The 13,262-nt window shown below is 30.5% G+C and carries 25 protein-coding genes; 2 read left to right on the top strand and 23 right to left on the bottom strand.

From position 1 onward, the window contains the following. Positions 1-60: 60 nt before the first annotated feature. The 13 genes from BK127_RS40550 to BK127_RS40495 form a co-directional block, all read right to left on the bottom strand. Positions 61-570 carry a DUF2441 domain-containing protein gene (locus BK127_RS40550; RefSeq protein WP_076238333.1) on the bottom strand — a complete coding sequence of 170 codons (510 nt, stop codon included), beginning with the start codon at positions 568-570 and terminating at the stop codon, positions 61-63. 57 nt (positions 571-627) lie between these two features. Next, entirely contained in the window at positions 628-1,008 is a 381-nt protein-coding gene (locus BK127_RS40545) for a DUF4240 domain-containing protein (RefSeq protein WP_076238332.1), read from the bottom strand. A 434-nt stretch (positions 1,009-1,442) separates the two neighbouring features. Further along, positions 1,443-1,712 carry a hypothetical protein gene (locus BK127_RS40540; protein WP_076238331.1) on the bottom strand — a complete coding sequence of 90 codons (270 nt, stop codon included), beginning with the start codon at positions 1,710-1,712 and terminating at the stop codon, positions 1,443-1,445. Positions 1,713-1,828: 116 nt separating this feature from the next. Beyond that, positions 1,829-2,131, bottom strand: coding sequence for a hypothetical protein (locus BK127_RS40535; RefSeq protein WP_076238330.1), 303 nt, complete (start codon positions 2,129-2,131; stop codon positions 1,829-1,831). 9 nt (positions 2,132-2,140) lie between these two features. Continuing rightward, complete coding sequence (locus tag BK127_RS40530; protein WP_076238329.1) at positions 2,141-2,548, bottom strand: LytTR family transcriptional regulator DNA-binding domain-containing protein; 408 nt, start codon at positions 2,546-2,548, stop codon at positions 2,141-2,143. A gap of 375 nt (positions 2,549-2,923) precedes the next feature. Further along, positions 2,924-3,442, bottom strand: coding sequence for a LytTR family transcriptional regulator DNA-binding domain-containing protein (locus tag BK127_RS40525; protein WP_076238328.1), 519 nt, complete (start codon positions 3,440-3,442; stop codon positions 2,924-2,926). A 255-nt stretch (positions 3,443-3,697) separates the two neighbouring features. Next, positions 3,698-4,306, bottom strand: coding sequence for a hypothetical protein (locus BK127_RS40520; protein WP_179097801.1), 609 nt, complete (start codon positions 4,304-4,306; stop codon positions 3,698-3,700). 72 nt (positions 4,307-4,378) lie between these two features. Further along, the gene (locus BK127_RS45975) at positions 4,379-4,876 is read right to left on the bottom strand and encodes an accessory gene regulator B family protein (protein WP_372237421.1); all 498 of its coding nucleotides are present in this window, start codon (positions 4,874-4,876) and stop codon (positions 4,379-4,381) included. Between the two features lie 183 nt (positions 4,877-5,059). Next, the gene (locus BK127_RS40510; protein WP_076238325.1) at positions 5,060-6,031 is read right to left on the bottom strand and encodes a site-specific integrase; all 972 of its coding nucleotides are present in this window, start codon (positions 6,029-6,031) and stop codon (positions 5,060-5,062) included. A 25-nt stretch (positions 6,032-6,056) separates the two neighbouring features. Beyond that, on the bottom strand, positions 6,057-7,400 hold the full coding sequence (locus BK127_RS40505) for a DNA sulfur modification protein DndB (RefSeq protein WP_076238324.1): 1,344 nt from the start codon (positions 7,398-7,400) through the stop codon (positions 6,057-6,059). Between the two features lie 124 nt (positions 7,401-7,524). Further along, entirely contained in the window at positions 7,525-7,752 is a 228-nt protein-coding gene (locus BK127_RS40500) for a hypothetical protein (RefSeq protein ID WP_076238323.1), read from the bottom strand. Between the two features lie 73 nt (positions 7,753-7,825). Then, positions 7,826-8,002 (bottom strand): hypothetical protein, encoded by a 177-nt coding sequence (locus tag BK127_RS44345; RefSeq protein ID WP_179097800.1) that lies wholly within the window; start codon positions 8,000-8,002, stop codon positions 7,826-7,828. Continuing rightward, positions 7,995-8,303, bottom strand: a complete 309-nt coding sequence (locus BK127_RS40495; protein WP_083689961.1) for a DNA ligase LigA-related protein — start codon at positions 8,301-8,303, stop codon at positions 7,995-7,997. Before BK127_RS40495 ends, BK127_RS44345 begins: the two co-directional genes overlap by 8 nt. 106 nt (positions 8,304-8,409) lie before the next feature. On the opposite strand from BK127_RS40495, the gene BK127_RS44340 reads away from it, so the two are divergent. After that, positions 8,410-8,703: a hypothetical protein gene (locus BK127_RS44340; RefSeq protein WP_076238321.1), complete on the top strand. Its 294-nt coding sequence runs from the start codon at positions 8,410-8,412 to the stop codon at positions 8,701-8,703. Positions 8,704-8,732: 29 nt separating this feature from the next. On the opposite strand, the gene BK127_RS40485 is transcribed toward BK127_RS44340, so the two are convergent. The 10 genes from BK127_RS40485 to BK127_RS40440 form a co-directional block, all read right to left on the bottom strand. Further along, positions 8,733-8,954, bottom strand: coding sequence for a hypothetical protein (locus tag BK127_RS40485; RefSeq protein WP_179097799.1), 222 nt, complete (start codon positions 8,952-8,954; stop codon positions 8,733-8,735). Between the two features lies 1 nt (position 8,955). After that, entirely contained in the window at positions 8,956-9,342 is a 387-nt protein-coding gene (locus tag BK127_RS40480; RefSeq protein ID WP_076238319.1) for a DUF5071 domain-containing protein, read from the bottom strand. 31 nt (positions 9,343-9,373) lie between these two features. Beyond that, entirely contained in the window at positions 9,374-9,517 is a 144-nt protein-coding gene (locus BK127_RS44335; RefSeq protein ID WP_179097798.1) for a hypothetical protein, read from the bottom strand. A 239-nt stretch (positions 9,518-9,756) separates the two neighbouring features. Beyond that, entirely contained in the window at positions 9,757-10,764 is a 1,008-nt protein-coding gene (locus BK127_RS40470) for a copper amine oxidase N-terminal domain-containing protein (protein WP_076238317.1), read from the bottom strand. Continuing rightward, on the bottom strand, positions 10,748-10,948 hold the full coding sequence (locus BK127_RS40465; protein ID WP_076238316.1) for a hypothetical protein: 201 nt from the start codon (positions 10,946-10,948) through the stop codon (positions 10,748-10,750). Before BK127_RS40465 ends, BK127_RS40470 begins: the two co-directional genes overlap by 17 nt. A 14-nt stretch (positions 10,949-10,962) precedes the next feature. Further along, on the bottom strand, positions 10,963-11,355 hold the full coding sequence (locus BK127_RS40460) for a hypothetical protein (protein ID WP_256711686.1): 393 nt from the start codon (positions 11,353-11,355) through the stop codon (positions 10,963-10,965). 46 nt (positions 11,356-11,401) lie between these two features. After that, a complete protein-coding gene (locus tag BK127_RS40455; protein WP_076238314.1) occupies positions 11,402-11,614 on the bottom strand; it encodes a hypothetical protein in 213 nt (70 codons plus the stop codon). Positions 11,615-11,696: 82 nt separating this feature from the next. Continuing rightward, positions 11,697-11,891, bottom strand: a complete 195-nt coding sequence (locus BK127_RS40450; RefSeq protein WP_076238313.1) for a hypothetical protein — start codon at positions 11,889-11,891, stop codon at positions 11,697-11,699. Between the two features lie 79 nt (positions 11,892-11,970). Then, positions 11,971-12,300 (bottom strand): hypothetical protein, encoded by a 330-nt coding sequence (locus tag BK127_RS40445; protein ID WP_076238312.1) that lies wholly within the window; start codon positions 12,298-12,300, stop codon positions 11,971-11,973. Positions 12,301-12,345: 45 nt separating this feature from the next. Continuing rightward, positions 12,346-12,531 (bottom strand): DUF7662 domain-containing protein, encoded by a 186-nt coding sequence (locus tag BK127_RS40440; RefSeq protein WP_076238311.1) that lies wholly within the window; start codon positions 12,529-12,531, stop codon positions 12,346-12,348. Positions 12,532-12,908: 377 nt separating this feature from the next. Here BK127_RS40440 and BK127_RS44330 point away from each other — a divergent pair, with 377 nt between their 5' ends. Then, complete coding sequence (locus BK127_RS44330) at positions 12,909-13,070, top strand: hypothetical protein (RefSeq protein ID WP_179097797.1); 162 nt, start codon at positions 12,909-12,911, stop codon at positions 13,068-13,070. Positions 13,071-13,262 lie beyond the last annotated feature (192 nt).

Below are 13,262 nucleotides of genomic sequence, written 5' to 3'. Positions count from 1 at the left end.
CTTTGGGGTATCTCACTCCCATTGAAGCTAGAAAAATCCCCTCATAAATATTGTCCAGTTTTATGTTGACAATCCAGTGTGATTAAAATCCTGACTGTTGGTATTAAGTCTGACAAATTTCTCGTTAGCCTTATGGATGCGCCCAGATAGTGATAATTTATAAATTGTTGGATTCTGAGTGTTTCCTAAAAGTGGTTTCCAGTATGTTAATCCATTCAAATCAGTTACGAATAAACATCTGAATCTTGATGGTAGATTTGAATTAATTTGTATTCGCTCTATTTCAAATATATATTCTCTTGTTTTTGTAATATATTCTCTCCATTCTCCACTCATATCTTCAAGGTAATGTATATCAATTTGATCTAACTGTTTATTTCTAAGTCTCATGAATTCAGATTTAAAATCTAATTCTGGATTCATATTATAGTCAGTATTAAATCTACTCTCCATCAGTTTATTCTGCATGGTTCCAACTTCAATTTCATCACCGATTTCCCAATTATCCTTTTCACCCCAACGCTTATTGCGTTGTATATGATAATATTCTGCACTCTCTATGTACTCCAAGTTAGAGCCTCCTAATGAAACTATCCTTTTAACGAGTCCTGGCATAGCGATCACGTACTAGTAAACCCCTGTTGATTCGCCATAAATTTCGTAGCAAACCTCATCGGCCACTCCGTACAATATTTGATCCGTAACGTTATTCACTGAATGTGGTATTTCTTCCGGATTGTTTAAAATATGATTGTAAAAAGTTTTGCCATTGCTAACTATCCAATTTGCAATATCTTCTACTCCATCTTCGGATTGTTCCATAAACGCTAAATAAGGTTCATCTTGTAATTCGATTGAAGCATCAAGGAATTGCTCCTGAAACTTTATGATATCTTCTTTGCTGAAAGCTGATAGGATTTCTTTTAGCTTTTGTCTGTTTATAGCAGATACTGAAATAATACTCCAAAACCAATCGGAATCATAATCGTCAACAAATTCATTTAACAACTCATTATCCTCCTTATTTAAGCAGCAGTCCTAATACGTGATACTGAGGTCTCCTTGTTTTATAGCCCAATAAAATATCTATTTTATTGCCTCAATTTCTCGTCCAAAAGTCTACCTTAATTTGAGCAACGAGTGAATTTATTGCTGCCTCTCTAATATCATCTTCCATTGGGACTTCTTCCTTAGTTAGATTGTTAAGATCAGATCGTGATGGAATTCTTTTATACTGTTGAACAATCCTATATTTATGTCTAGGGGTTTCTTTTTGAAGTAAGTTGTATTCATCTACCCAGAGTGTCTTTCTACTTTCATCAAACCAAAATATGTATTGCCTCTTTGTCCATTGTCCAATTGTCTTTCAATGTCAATTCTCATTTATTAAACATCCTCTTCCATTGAAATTTCGGTTTCATGATTTTTTGAGAACTATCCGATTAGGATAGTCCTCTCGCTGCTTTAATCATTTCATCGAGTTTAGTTCTTAATGCTCTTGCTGCTTCAATATTTAATCCAATATTAGAGGCCCCATGTGGATCAGAAGTGACTAAAAAAATAACTCTTGAACTATCATCTTCTGCTAAAGCCAACTTCACTTCATCTAAGTCTTTAAAGTTCCATCTTAGTCCAAGTTTAGCATTTGTATCATCTCGAATGTCTAAGTTAAATCCATCTTCTCTAATATAAGATTTGTCACTACCTAACATAAAACTATTCCTCCCCATAAATTAACCATTTCAATTTAATTTCTATGTATTTCCATCTAGTAGTAATATAACACAATTAATCTGATATCGTCAATTTAACAAATATATATTTTATATTATTTGTTTTTAATAAAAAGAAAAAGCTGAATGTCAGCTTTTTGTGGAATAGAACTATATTTCTGTCTATATGCTTCTAATGTTCCTTTAATATTATCGAAATCACCATCAAAAAATTTAGACGAATATATAGTTACATCCAGATCACTTCGAATCATATTATCAACTGCAGCACGTTCACTCTCCGTCAATCCGCATATTTCAATGAGCCATAACATAAACCATTCTTTACTGTCTTCCCATTTAGTCAGTATTTCATCATAAGAAGGTTGTTCATTGGCTCTTTCTCTATAAGCTAACATAGTTATCTCCTACTCTATTCTTAGTTTGTAAATATTGTTTTTTAGGGGTAGTATATATACGATTTCGGCATGTCCAATTTTAATTAGTTCCTTCTCAACTGCTTTATGATGTACTTTGGCAACAGATCCAACAGTCTCAGAGTTTTTAAAGTGAAGGTTTCCTAAGACAACATCATACTTGGTGACTAAATTTAGATTAACAACATTTGTACGATCTGTTAGCCATAAACCCAAATGCATAAACATTTCTTCAATTGTTTCTAAATCATAAAACTGCAGATCATACTTAGAATCTACTGTTGAAACTATTAATTTTTTTCCATTCTTTTCATACTTAATAATTTCGGACATGTTTAAACTATGTACACTTAGATTATTAAAGCACCTGACAGGTAGTGTGAAATCATTTAATTTCACAATAAACCTCCTACCACAACATATTCATAAAGTCAATTTTAATTCAGAATTTAAAACACGATTTACAGTTGTCGAATTATGCGATATTATACTACTAATAATATTTAATGTTGCTCTCGATTAACTGTGACTGTCGCCAAACAAAGCACAATTTTTTGAGAGCTTTAATTCTTTTTCATTAAATCAATCCTCTCTTAATTTCATCATTGCACATTTTTTTGCAACATGTTGCATTATAACTATATTAATACCTTTTACACTAGTTATTAAGCACTATTTTTCATGATTTTAGTGAAAAAACGTTGGTTTACAAACAATGACATATATGCATTTATGTCAAAAAATGTCGAAATAGTTAGTTTGACGCTGTGACTACTAATTATTTTTGCCTAATGATCTTGGTGTGTAAATTGCAGTAATGTCGTTCTCCGAATACAGATCCTTCTCTTTTCCTTTGATCTTCCTTACAATCTCTGTAACTGCTTTTATAGCAACCCTCAAACTTTTTGTTGAAGCATCATTAATATCCTCGCCAAAATAAACTACTCCCATGTAACTATTATATAATTTTACTTGATTAAGATTAACTATGTGTTTTTTATCTAGTTGATAGAAGTTATCGTTTAACAATACGTTTAAATTAATATTTTTATTTAGTAACTCATACTCTTCTTCCTTGGTTACAAATGAATAAATATTCTTATTCTTTTCATATACATAAAGAACATTCTCAATATCGATGAGAATAAGTTCATTGAATTCATTAAGAAACTGAATGTTTTTTGTGTTTTTAAAATGGTCAGCGATTGATCGAGTTAAATCATTTATCTCGTCATCATCACATTTATTTTCAAGTTTTTCGTGCATGAGAGATTTTAGTTTTTCAAATATCATCTGAAACACCTACTTATTTTAATAGTAATATTCCAGCACATAGTATAGTACTAAATGCTGGAATATTGATTTACTAAATTATATATTATTTCAAATCACTTGGCATTTTAGGTTCGTGCCAAATTCCAACAGGCTGTACGACAGCAATAACAAATGAAAAAGCAACAGTCAAAGTAGTAATCAGTTTGGATGCTTGATATTTCATGAAATTTCACCTCCCTTCGCTTATGAGATATTTATTTAAAGTGTCCATCATTATAAAACGCAAATGATTTCTTCTTTATTCCTTTTAATCGATAAGAATATGAGTGAAAAGAAGCATATTACTGTTAATACCAAGGAGGAAATAAACATCACAATAAGATCGCTTTTGTATAAGAAAGGATACACAATTGCTGTAATTAATGCAGCTAAAACTGCCACGATAATATATGGTCTACTTGAAGATAGTTTCCTTTTTTGTTTAAACTTACTTGTAAAGTTAAAAGTAAATCCTTCATTATATTTTTTAATTAGATAACTTATTATAATAACGAAAACTAAGCTACTCACTTGAGCAATATACCCCTTTTCAGAAAAAGGTTGCAGATCTTCTGGAGTCATACAATCATTTAAAATAAGAATACTTGCAAAAATTCCTTGCATCATCAAAAATGTTATGTATCCTGTAATTGATATCCATATAGAGTATTTTCCATTCTCATTAAAAACAAACTTAAAAATTAAAATTACAATTGGAATTTGTATGGCGATTGCAAAGTTATGTAATTGTAAATTAATAATTACTAATGATAAAACTGAAAATATAAAAGAAGAAACAAGAAGTTTAAAGCAGTTTATTTTATTCAATTCAAATTTAAACACAGACAATATTAGTAATATCAAGGCAGCACTATCAAACATTGAAAATACAACAAATTCAAAGTTAGTTATAATCTATCTCCTTTTAATAGACACCATTGATACACACTGAACAAAGAATGAAACTGAAACAATATCATTCTTTATATAAAGAAAGTTTATAGCTACAAATAAAACACCTATCATTTTAAATATAAGTTTCTTTTTACTATTTATTTTTTCGTTATTGCTTATAGGAGATAGAATTAATAATACTATCAATGAAAAGATATTCATAAATGAGATATAATTTGCAGTTAGAAAATCAATAGTAGGAATAATGGAAATTACTAAAGAAGAGAATATATAACAAACTAAATCGTTTCTAAAGTGCCACGCACTTCCACTTATAAATCTCAACAATAAAAAGAAGGGTGTAAAAATCAGTAATTCGGTTGTTGTATTTAAAAACAATGAAATAATTAAAGATGTCACTCCAACTAATAATATATTAAGGCTTACATGGATCATATATTCAATGTGTTCCAATTTTACATCAGATCTTCGATTGTTTCTGACAACAGATTCAGCAATATTGTTTGCAATCTTTCCTATAGTGATTATCTACATCACACCCTCTATGCTTGGATATTAGTATCAATACATTTCCTCATCCAGAAATATTTTCCTTTTTTATTACTTGTTCAATATATCATTTTTCATTCTTATTAGTCAAGCATTTTAAAAATAAAAAAAGAAAAACTTAGATATAAATATCTAAGTTAATTCGTAGAAACTTTTTATAAAATCTATATTCAAAAATTCTGATTTTAATCTACTGAAACTTTGTTCAGTGTCAATATTAAACTGTACTCTTATGTCACCATACTCTTCAGCTTCCAATTTGCCATTTTTGACATATAGCTCTTTGGCCATGTACAACATCCCTGAATAGGTAATGTTCAATGGTGAAAAATTAGGTTCTCCTTCTTCATCTGCGATGTTTGTTAATCTTCTGTGTATTATATTTTTCTCAGCTTCGTTAAAGTGAGTTGTTCTGGTATTAGATGATTTAACTACAAATTTATTTGTGACCAAGTTAGACTTCTCCGCTTTAATATCCTTACTCGCGTTACCATTCATCTTTTCATAGTCATCTTCTTTTAATGCCTGTTCACATAATTTAATCAATTTGTCAGAGACAACTAGGGATCTTCTACAATCATCCGCATCAGACAAATGCAGTGTGTTGTTAAATGCATCTACATCATCAACTGTTAGATTTAGTATCTCTGTATTTCCAGTTCCTCTAACACCTTCAAAAAGCATCCTTACTATTACTGCATCTTGAGCATTAACACGTTTGCTAATAATCTTATCTATTTCTTTATCTGTCCAATATTTTTTCAGTGACTTGTTTACAAATTGCTCTTTCCATTCTGTAGTAACTCCATCAAGAGGATTAATATCATTAAGATATCCCATATCTCTTGCCCATTCAATATACTTGCTAACCCAAGTTACATTCGCTTTGCTTGAATATTCGGTTTTAGGCATAAAGAGAAAAAATAATCTCCTTAGTTCTTCTCTGTTAAAATCATATAAGTCTTTGTTTAAGCTTTTTTCCATGTTATATGATACTTTAAATATACGACTTATAATCTTTTGTGTACCAGCTTTGTATTCACTTGTGAACTCATCTTTGATTTCTTGATTATAAGTTTTTCCTTCATAAATAACATTAGACATCAATAACTCTCCCCTGAATAAAGATTTATGAAAGTAATTCGGATACTTTCTCTTCAAAAAACTTCCGAATCAGTGCTTTACTTTGATTTGAGTTTCTATTACCCTGCTCAATCATAATCTTATCAATAGCACTACCTGTACCTTTTTGTAGATCAAGAGAATCAACAATTCTTGTAATTTCATCAACTGGAAAATCTTTTCCATACTTATCAAATAAACCTTTTGCAATAACTGTCCATCCTACGAACATGTTATGGTGATTAATCCAACTAACCTTACGAGATTCTGCCATTTTTTTAGTAAAGTCATCTGGATAAGAAGCAATTAAATAACCATAAAACTTCTTCAGGAAATCTGTAATATCATATTGATCTTTAGTTGTTTCTGGATTAAAAGTTATATTTATTGAATCTGATAACACTGAATAATTCGTCAACATGTTCAAAGTCTTTTTCACAGCAGTACTTTCAGTTTCAACTCTATCTTTCAACTCTTTTATTTGGATTAAATCTTTAACAATTAATCCTCCAAAAGTATCATCTGTATTAAATCTGACTAAGTTCTTATCGAATCTATTAACAGTGTTTAGCAGGCCTATCAAATATCTTGCTTCATTTAAGGTGTAATGTCTGATTGATACTTCCATACTTCCTTCAAAGTCTGGAAGTTCTTCAAGTACAGCTAATATGCCTTGCATTCTATGCATACCATCAATTAGATTCAATTTAGTTCCTTCATCGATGATCAAGTCGCCATTTTCATATTCTACCGAATCTGTTCCATCCTTTAAGATATTAATAACTAAAGTAGATGGAAGAAATTTTCCTTCTTTCATAAGCTTCACAATATTCTTAACGCTTTTCTGTATAATGGTTGGTGTTCTTTTAATTTCTCCTTTAGCGTTAATTTTCTTCTTAGAAGCGCGCTGCGTTTCAAAGTTATATGTTAGTATTTTAGAGAGCCATAGTTTAGCGATATCTTTGTAAGACATAACTGTAATGTATTCTTTGTCAGATGTCCTCAGAACACCTTCAAATGCGTATGGAAATGATATTGCATCTTCATCTTCAAAGCGATACTTTAGTGCTTTATTTATGTCTTTCTGTGAGAAGAATGATGTAGGGTTAATAATCTCAAGACCAGTTACTTTATGGAGTATAACTGACAAAGCAATTAATCCTTGTTTTTCAAATTGCTCTAACTTCTCATTGTTGACGAGTATCTCATTAAAAGTTGATATAGGATACTTATAAATCGATGAAAGTAAATCATCTACTTCTCTTACTTGTTCATTATTCTTTGCAATTATAGCAAATATTTGAGGAAAAATATCCATGATGTCATGTATTTTCGCGTTTTCTTCTGCCACAATAACAACCCCTTAAATTTTAAGTTAGATTTGATTATTCATTACTATCAATTATATACCAGAAACTAAAAAATATACAATATCCCACGCAAAAATAAACGTAAGATTATGTATATTTGATAAATCAACTTATATGTAATGATTCAACTTTTCTTTTATCTAGATTAATCCAAATCCCATTATCATCTTTTTCATAAATTATTATCTCAGCAGGTTTATTGTATGAATTATGAATCTTCTGCGTTTTTTTAATTTCTCTTTGAGCTGCATCGACCACAGTATATAGTGTTCTTGCATATTTAGGTTTAATCTTTGCTTCAAACATAACAATTTCAGCTTTAAATTTTATCACAATAAAACCTCCTTCATTATGGATTATAATACCATAATTCAAAAGGTAAATCGATATTAAAGCTCACTTTTCATTAAAAAGGTTTATGGACTGGAATGTTCATCTGTTCTGATATTTTGTTTAGATCTTCATCCACAAATTCAGGATTTGATATTAGTAGCTGTCTTTCAAAATCACTTTGCTTATCTGAAAATGAAATATATAAAATATCATTAATTCTTAATGTGCCAATGAATAGTTTATTATCCATTTTTCTTCTCCAACTCCTTATGAGTTTGTAATAATCTACGAGCTGCTGATTCTACCCATGCATCGCGTTCTAGATTAAAACCAGTAGTTCCATCAAATAGTTTAAATGACTCATTATAAACGCATTGTGACGCTTCAGAAGGATATTCTTTTTGCAACAACACCAACTCCTTAGCCCAACGATCAAATGTAATGTCATCGACTATTGATGAGTCTAAGGCGTAGTATAAATAACTGTGGACTAACATCTTTCTGCGAAGATGATTTATTTTATCAAGCACTGCACTCTTAATAATACCCAAATTAATCACACCTTCTTTCACTTGATATGAGTATAGCATTTATATATAATAAGAACAAACGTTCCATTTCGGAAGGGATGATCATTTTGATAAATTATTTAGACATGTGGAAGCATTCAAAGATTATTACTCCAGAATTATTGCCCAAATATCAAGCAATTATAAATACTCAACAAAAAAATCGCTCTGCAAAATTAAGCAAAGACAGAAAAGTCTAATCAAACAATCACTCCATGAGTCCATTTTTAAAAATAAAGTTATCAATATAGCTTTATTAGATCCATTTGATGATTCTTATATTTCGGGAGTAGTTGTTCAATTAAATGATAAAGACATTACGATACGAAATAATTTTGATTGTATAAAAATTCCTATTTATTTGATCATAGGGATTCTGTAAGATTATTTTAATATGAAATATTGTTTTTATCACAATACATTATTAACCTTAATGTATTGTTTAATTTTATCAAAGTCATATATGACACCACTGACAATGATTTCGACTGGATCAATATTTTCTCTAAGATTTAATGCTGCGAGACTCATTGCTCTTTCTAGAGAAGCAATTTTAATCTCTTCATTTCGACCAGATCGTTTGTATCGATATAGTACATCAGCCATATTTTTCACTCCTTTTAAAATCCCCATTTTATTCGATCTCACTCAAAATGATGCCTGCTTCAATGTCTATTTCAAATAAAACATCATCTTTTGATGGGTTAAAAGTCAATCTTTCCAGATCCCTTGTTAATTCTTTTTTAATTTCTTTAGGTAAATCTTTTACGACAGCAGTTAAACAAAAATACTTCCAGTCGTAATCATCACCCTTGAGAATTAGGCGTATGTTAGGCAAACCTTCTTCCTTACATTCTACAAGTATCTGGGCAATTTCAGTTGCTATAGGCCAATTGATATCTTGTATCCATTCAAAAAGATAAGGTAAAATCGGTTTTAATACCTTAACATCTAATTTTTTCAATTCATATACTCTTTCAAAATCGAACTTATTTCTCGGAATAAGATCACTGATTTCCACACTTAGCTCACCTCCTCATAAAATGCCAATTTCATTTATTCTTCAATTCCTTTAATAACTCAATAATTTTCTCATTTTGGTCAATTTGAGTAATCACATTAGAATTAAGCTTTTGAATAGCAACAAAAATACCAAACAAAGCTCCTAAAATTAAGAACCCAGAAAGTATATCCATAACACGCTCCTTGCTCTTATTTTTAATGAAGAGATTCCTTTTCCATAATGTTTCAAAATCTTTTTTAGCACAAAGTTATATTCATGCTTCTTAACTAATTCAATTTGCTCAATAAACTCTTTGAGTAATTCATTTCCTTCAATGGTTTTATAAAACTCAACATGCTCAATAAGACTTTCCAGAGATGGCTGCAGATTATTATTCACAGAATACATAGACTCACTTATGAAATCGTCATTTCATTTGCCACCAGTAAATACAAAACCATTTTGCCTGATTGAAAGATCAATATTAGTAATATCTTTTTTGTTCGATCCACTTAATAAGAGATGCACGGTAAACTCTTCTGTTTTCCATGCAGCACTAATTGAAAGATCTCCATCAACCAGCTTTTCAAAAAATATTTCATCAACTTCATTCTGATTTTTGTCCTTAGTTGCTTCGATAAAAGAATTAAAAGTCTTCTCATTTATAAAACGAGGTTCATCATACTCTGGTTTCCCATACTTTTGTTCTAGCTCATACCTGATCTTTGAAAATCGTTCTAAGGAACGTTCTTTATCATTGAGCCTGTACGCTATTTCTTTAAGCCTGTTTTCTCTAAAATGATAATAAACTTGTGTGTTAAAATTTAATAACTTGTAATCACTGTAAGCAACAACATAGCCGAGGTCAGCTAGTTCTTTTAACCATTTACTCCTATTCTTTATCTCATCTAAATTCGTATCCCAGTTAAACTCACGGAAAAGATCTATTAGATTTGTTAACTGGAGATTCTTTCTGTCATCATCATATTTAACTTTCAGTCCCTGAGCCAGTGAAATCTCAATAATGGGTATGTACAATGACTCATCAATCATTCTTATTGGCTGCTCTATTGGAAAACCATTGATGATTGCTAACTCCTGATCAATATTTATCACAATTTCAGAACTGTCTTTTTTTGCTATGACCTTTCTCTCAACCTCATCCCACGTTACTTCAAAACCACTACCTTCAAAATAATTTCTTGCTTGAACGTATAGATCATTGGGATTGGATTCAATATTGATCGTATTTAACTTTAATTGAGTATTGTTAAATTGATCGTCAATTAAGTTTCCTTCATCTTGCGCTAGTATAGTAGAACTATTTAATAGGCCAACCAAAATCGTTGCTATGATTAGTACTTTTCTCTTCAAAAAATTACCCTCTCTCACCATTTTCATTTCCAATAAATCCGTTATTTCATCAAAAATTATCTTCATTACCAAACAAGCCTTCAAATAATTCATGTATAATATGTAATGCAAAAAAATACAGTAACGTTACTATTACGATGAATATAATAATGCCAATAAACGCAATTTTAACAAACCTATGCGTACGTTGAATTTCTCGCTTGTCATACTCATCGTCCAACCAATCATCAGGTTCGTTGATATTTCTCATTCGTCATACTTCCTTTAAAGAGTCCTTTTATCGTGAACCGTATATTTCCAAATCAATTCACCCTTCCAGTTTACCAAGACAATCTCTTTCTTTTCTGAATAACACCAATCAATTATATTTCCCACTAAAGATGGTGTAGCAGATAAGTCATCCCATATCGGAGGAGTTTGTACTCTTATATCCATGTGATCTCCAACAAACCCAACAAATTCCTTCCCCATGACTACAAGAAATGGACTCTTCTTTTGCTGCTTAATTACTTGCCCAATCTCATAAGCAACAATAAATTTCTTATCTTCAGATAAAATGTAGACTTTGATTTTTCCTTCATCATCGTAATCCGATTTCACGTACCAGTAAAAAACTTTTCCTTGACGAACTATTTTTCGCTTAAACTTCTTACTCACAGCCAATGTTTAGCTCTCCCTGACAATGAAATAGTCTTTTTATTGTTTACTTTTCCGCTGTTTGTTCTGGAGTAATCCAACCTCTTGGAAACCTTAAAACATGAGTCTGATTTGTATAACGATCAATCCTCACCAGTGATCCACTTTCTAAATTAGAGTGGGTATATATATACCTGTCTTTTTGATTGTTCATATTAACGATGTAAATAACTGTTGCACAGATAATAATTGTGCAAATAATCGGAACATAAGCTTTCATTAAAATTTTACCCTCCTGTTATAAGTCAGTTTTCATTACAAAATTAATTAGTTGTTTTTATCCCATCAGAAAGTCGTTGATTCTAATCACCAAAATATTTGTCGCCTGTATTTTTATTCCGCACGTATTGCCTCCAACCACAAACATCATCTGGGCATTTATTAAACTCTTGCCTTAAAATTTCAGTACCACAACGAGGGCAGTGTGCCTTCTTGGTATCTGCATCATAGACCATCGCATTTTCCATATCTTCTAACTTTTGTTTCGATAGCCTCATTAATAATCGACCTCCGAATAGAAATTCTCTATTTCAAATCTAAGACTCCAGAACATTAGATAAAGTATAGCCTGCGCACCTATGAAGGAATAACCTCTTCCTTGACTGCATTGTATATACTATTAATTTTAATTGTTGTATCTTCAATTTTTTTGTAAAATGATTCTTTGTTTTCGTCTACCACTTTTTCAACTCCAAACCCGTAATCTGAATAAGCATTAATTAATAACTGCTTCACTTCTACTAAACGATCATCTATAAGTATTTTTAGTACATCAGCTGTCAAAAAATCGTGTTCATCTTCTGGCGCAAGTAAATCAACAGGATCTAATTCATCTATAATCTGTTTAACTAAATAAAAGCCTTTCGGGTAATTTATTTTAAGGTAATTCTTCTCAACAAGTTCCATTGGACACCTCCAACTCGTAGTCATTGTAAAATAATATCAGTTTTTTCATTTATATTTATAAAATATAATAAATCCATTTAAATATTCTTTCTTGTCAGTCTTCCATCCAGCCTTCATCCAAGAAACTGATTGAACTCTAGAAGAATTTTTTGAATTGCCCCACCAAGTCCTATCAAGTCCTTTTGCTGAATCAGGAAGTTCAACAATTTCGTTAATCTGATTGAAACTCAATTTCACCTCATTTAATCAAGTATCATTTAAATACTTACCAAGAGCATCAAATTTACTCATAAAATCACTCCTTATCTAGATTAGAATCCGTCTTTTATCGTTATTAAAAATTTATATTTTAATACAGAGTGTCATCCCAACTAAAATTTTTGATTATTGAACTGAGTATAATCATATCCATCTTCAAGAACTGAAATGAGCTTTAGTTCTAGCTCAACAATTTTAATACGCTCAAATCACACCATAATATTACATTAACTGACACATTAATCCTAAAAATATGATACTTTTAACCTAATTTGTCGCACATTATGTAGTACAATAGTAACAAAGAGATGATTAAACAAACTATCAATAACTATCTCAAGGAGGACAACATGAGCATTAATTATTACAGTGAATTGAAGAAAATAGATGATGAAGACTTAAGGTTAAAGCTGCTAATGAGAACAATTAAGAATTTATTAGTGGAAAAGAAAAATAGATCGTTTTTTAAAAAGCTGATTTACAAAAAGCCGAAAACTCAACCTAAAGGATAGGTATAATGGCTTTTTTGGACTTTATAACTGAAAAAGAATGGGTATGATAATTTTTAATTAAAAGAGTCTTTTTATTTAATTTCCTCATATGATTGCAACTCATCAAAATAAAAAATGTGAGTTTTTGACCAACCAATACTACTCTCTTCAAATTTAAAGCTAGCAGAACTATTTATCCACTCACTTATTCGT

It is taken from the genome of Paenibacillus sp. FSL H7-0331 (genome assembly GCF_001956045.1).
The sequence above is the reverse complement of the archived record's forward strand: the minus strand, read 5'-3'. Positions and strand labels throughout refer to the sequence as shown.

Excerpts from the sequence above, each read along its gene's own strand:
- BK127_RS44345 (WP_179097800.1), bottom strand. The coding sequence starts at position 8,002 with ATGGATAATAAACTATTCATTGGCACATTAAGAATTAATGATATTTTA.
- BK127_RS40535 (WP_076238330.1), bottom strand. The coding sequence starts at position 2,131 with ATGTTAGCTTATAGAGAAAGAGCCAATGAACAACCTTCTTATGATGAA.
- BK127_RS40465 (WP_076238316.1), bottom strand. The coding sequence starts at position 10,948 with ATGAGAAATATCAACGAACCTGATGATTGGTTGGACGATGAGTATGAC.
- BK127_RS40540 (WP_076238331.1), bottom strand. The coding sequence starts at position 1,712 with ATGTTAGGTAGTGACAAATCTTATATTAGAGAAGATGGATTTAACTTA.
- BK127_RS40510 (WP_076238325.1), bottom strand. The coding sequence starts at position 6,031 with ATGTCTAATGTTATTTATGAAGGAAAAACTTATAATCAAGAAATCAAA.
- BK127_RS44335 (WP_179097798.1), bottom strand. The coding sequence starts at position 9,517 with ATGGATATACTTTCTGGGTTCTTAATTTTAGGAGCTTTGTTTGGTATT.
- BK127_RS40470 (WP_076238317.1), bottom strand. The coding sequence starts at position 10,764 with ATGAAGATAATTTTTGATGAAATAACGGATTTATTGGAAATGAAAATG.
- BK127_RS44330 (WP_179097797.1), top strand. The coding sequence starts at position 12,909 with ATGAGCATTAATTATTACAGTGAATTGAAGAAAATAGATGATGAAGAC.
- BK127_RS40485 (WP_179097799.1), bottom strand. The coding sequence starts at position 8,954 with ATGGGGATTTTAAAAGGAGTGAAAAATATGGCTGATGTACTATATCGA.
- BK127_RS40450 (WP_076238313.1), bottom strand. The coding sequence starts at position 11,891 with ATGAGGCTATCGAAACAAAAGTTAGAAGATATGGAAAATGCGATGGTC.
- BK127_RS40445 (WP_076238312.1), bottom strand. The coding sequence starts at position 12,300 with ATGGAACTTGTTGAGAAGAATTACCTTAAAATAAATTACCCGAAAGGC.
- BK127_RS40525 (WP_076238328.1), bottom strand. The coding sequence starts at position 3,442 with ATGATATTTGAAAAACTAAAATCTCTCATGCACGAAAAACTTGAAAAT.
- BK127_RS40455 (WP_076238314.1), bottom strand. The coding sequence starts at position 11,614 with ATGAAAGCTTATGTTCCGATTATTTGCACAATTATTATCTGTGCAACA.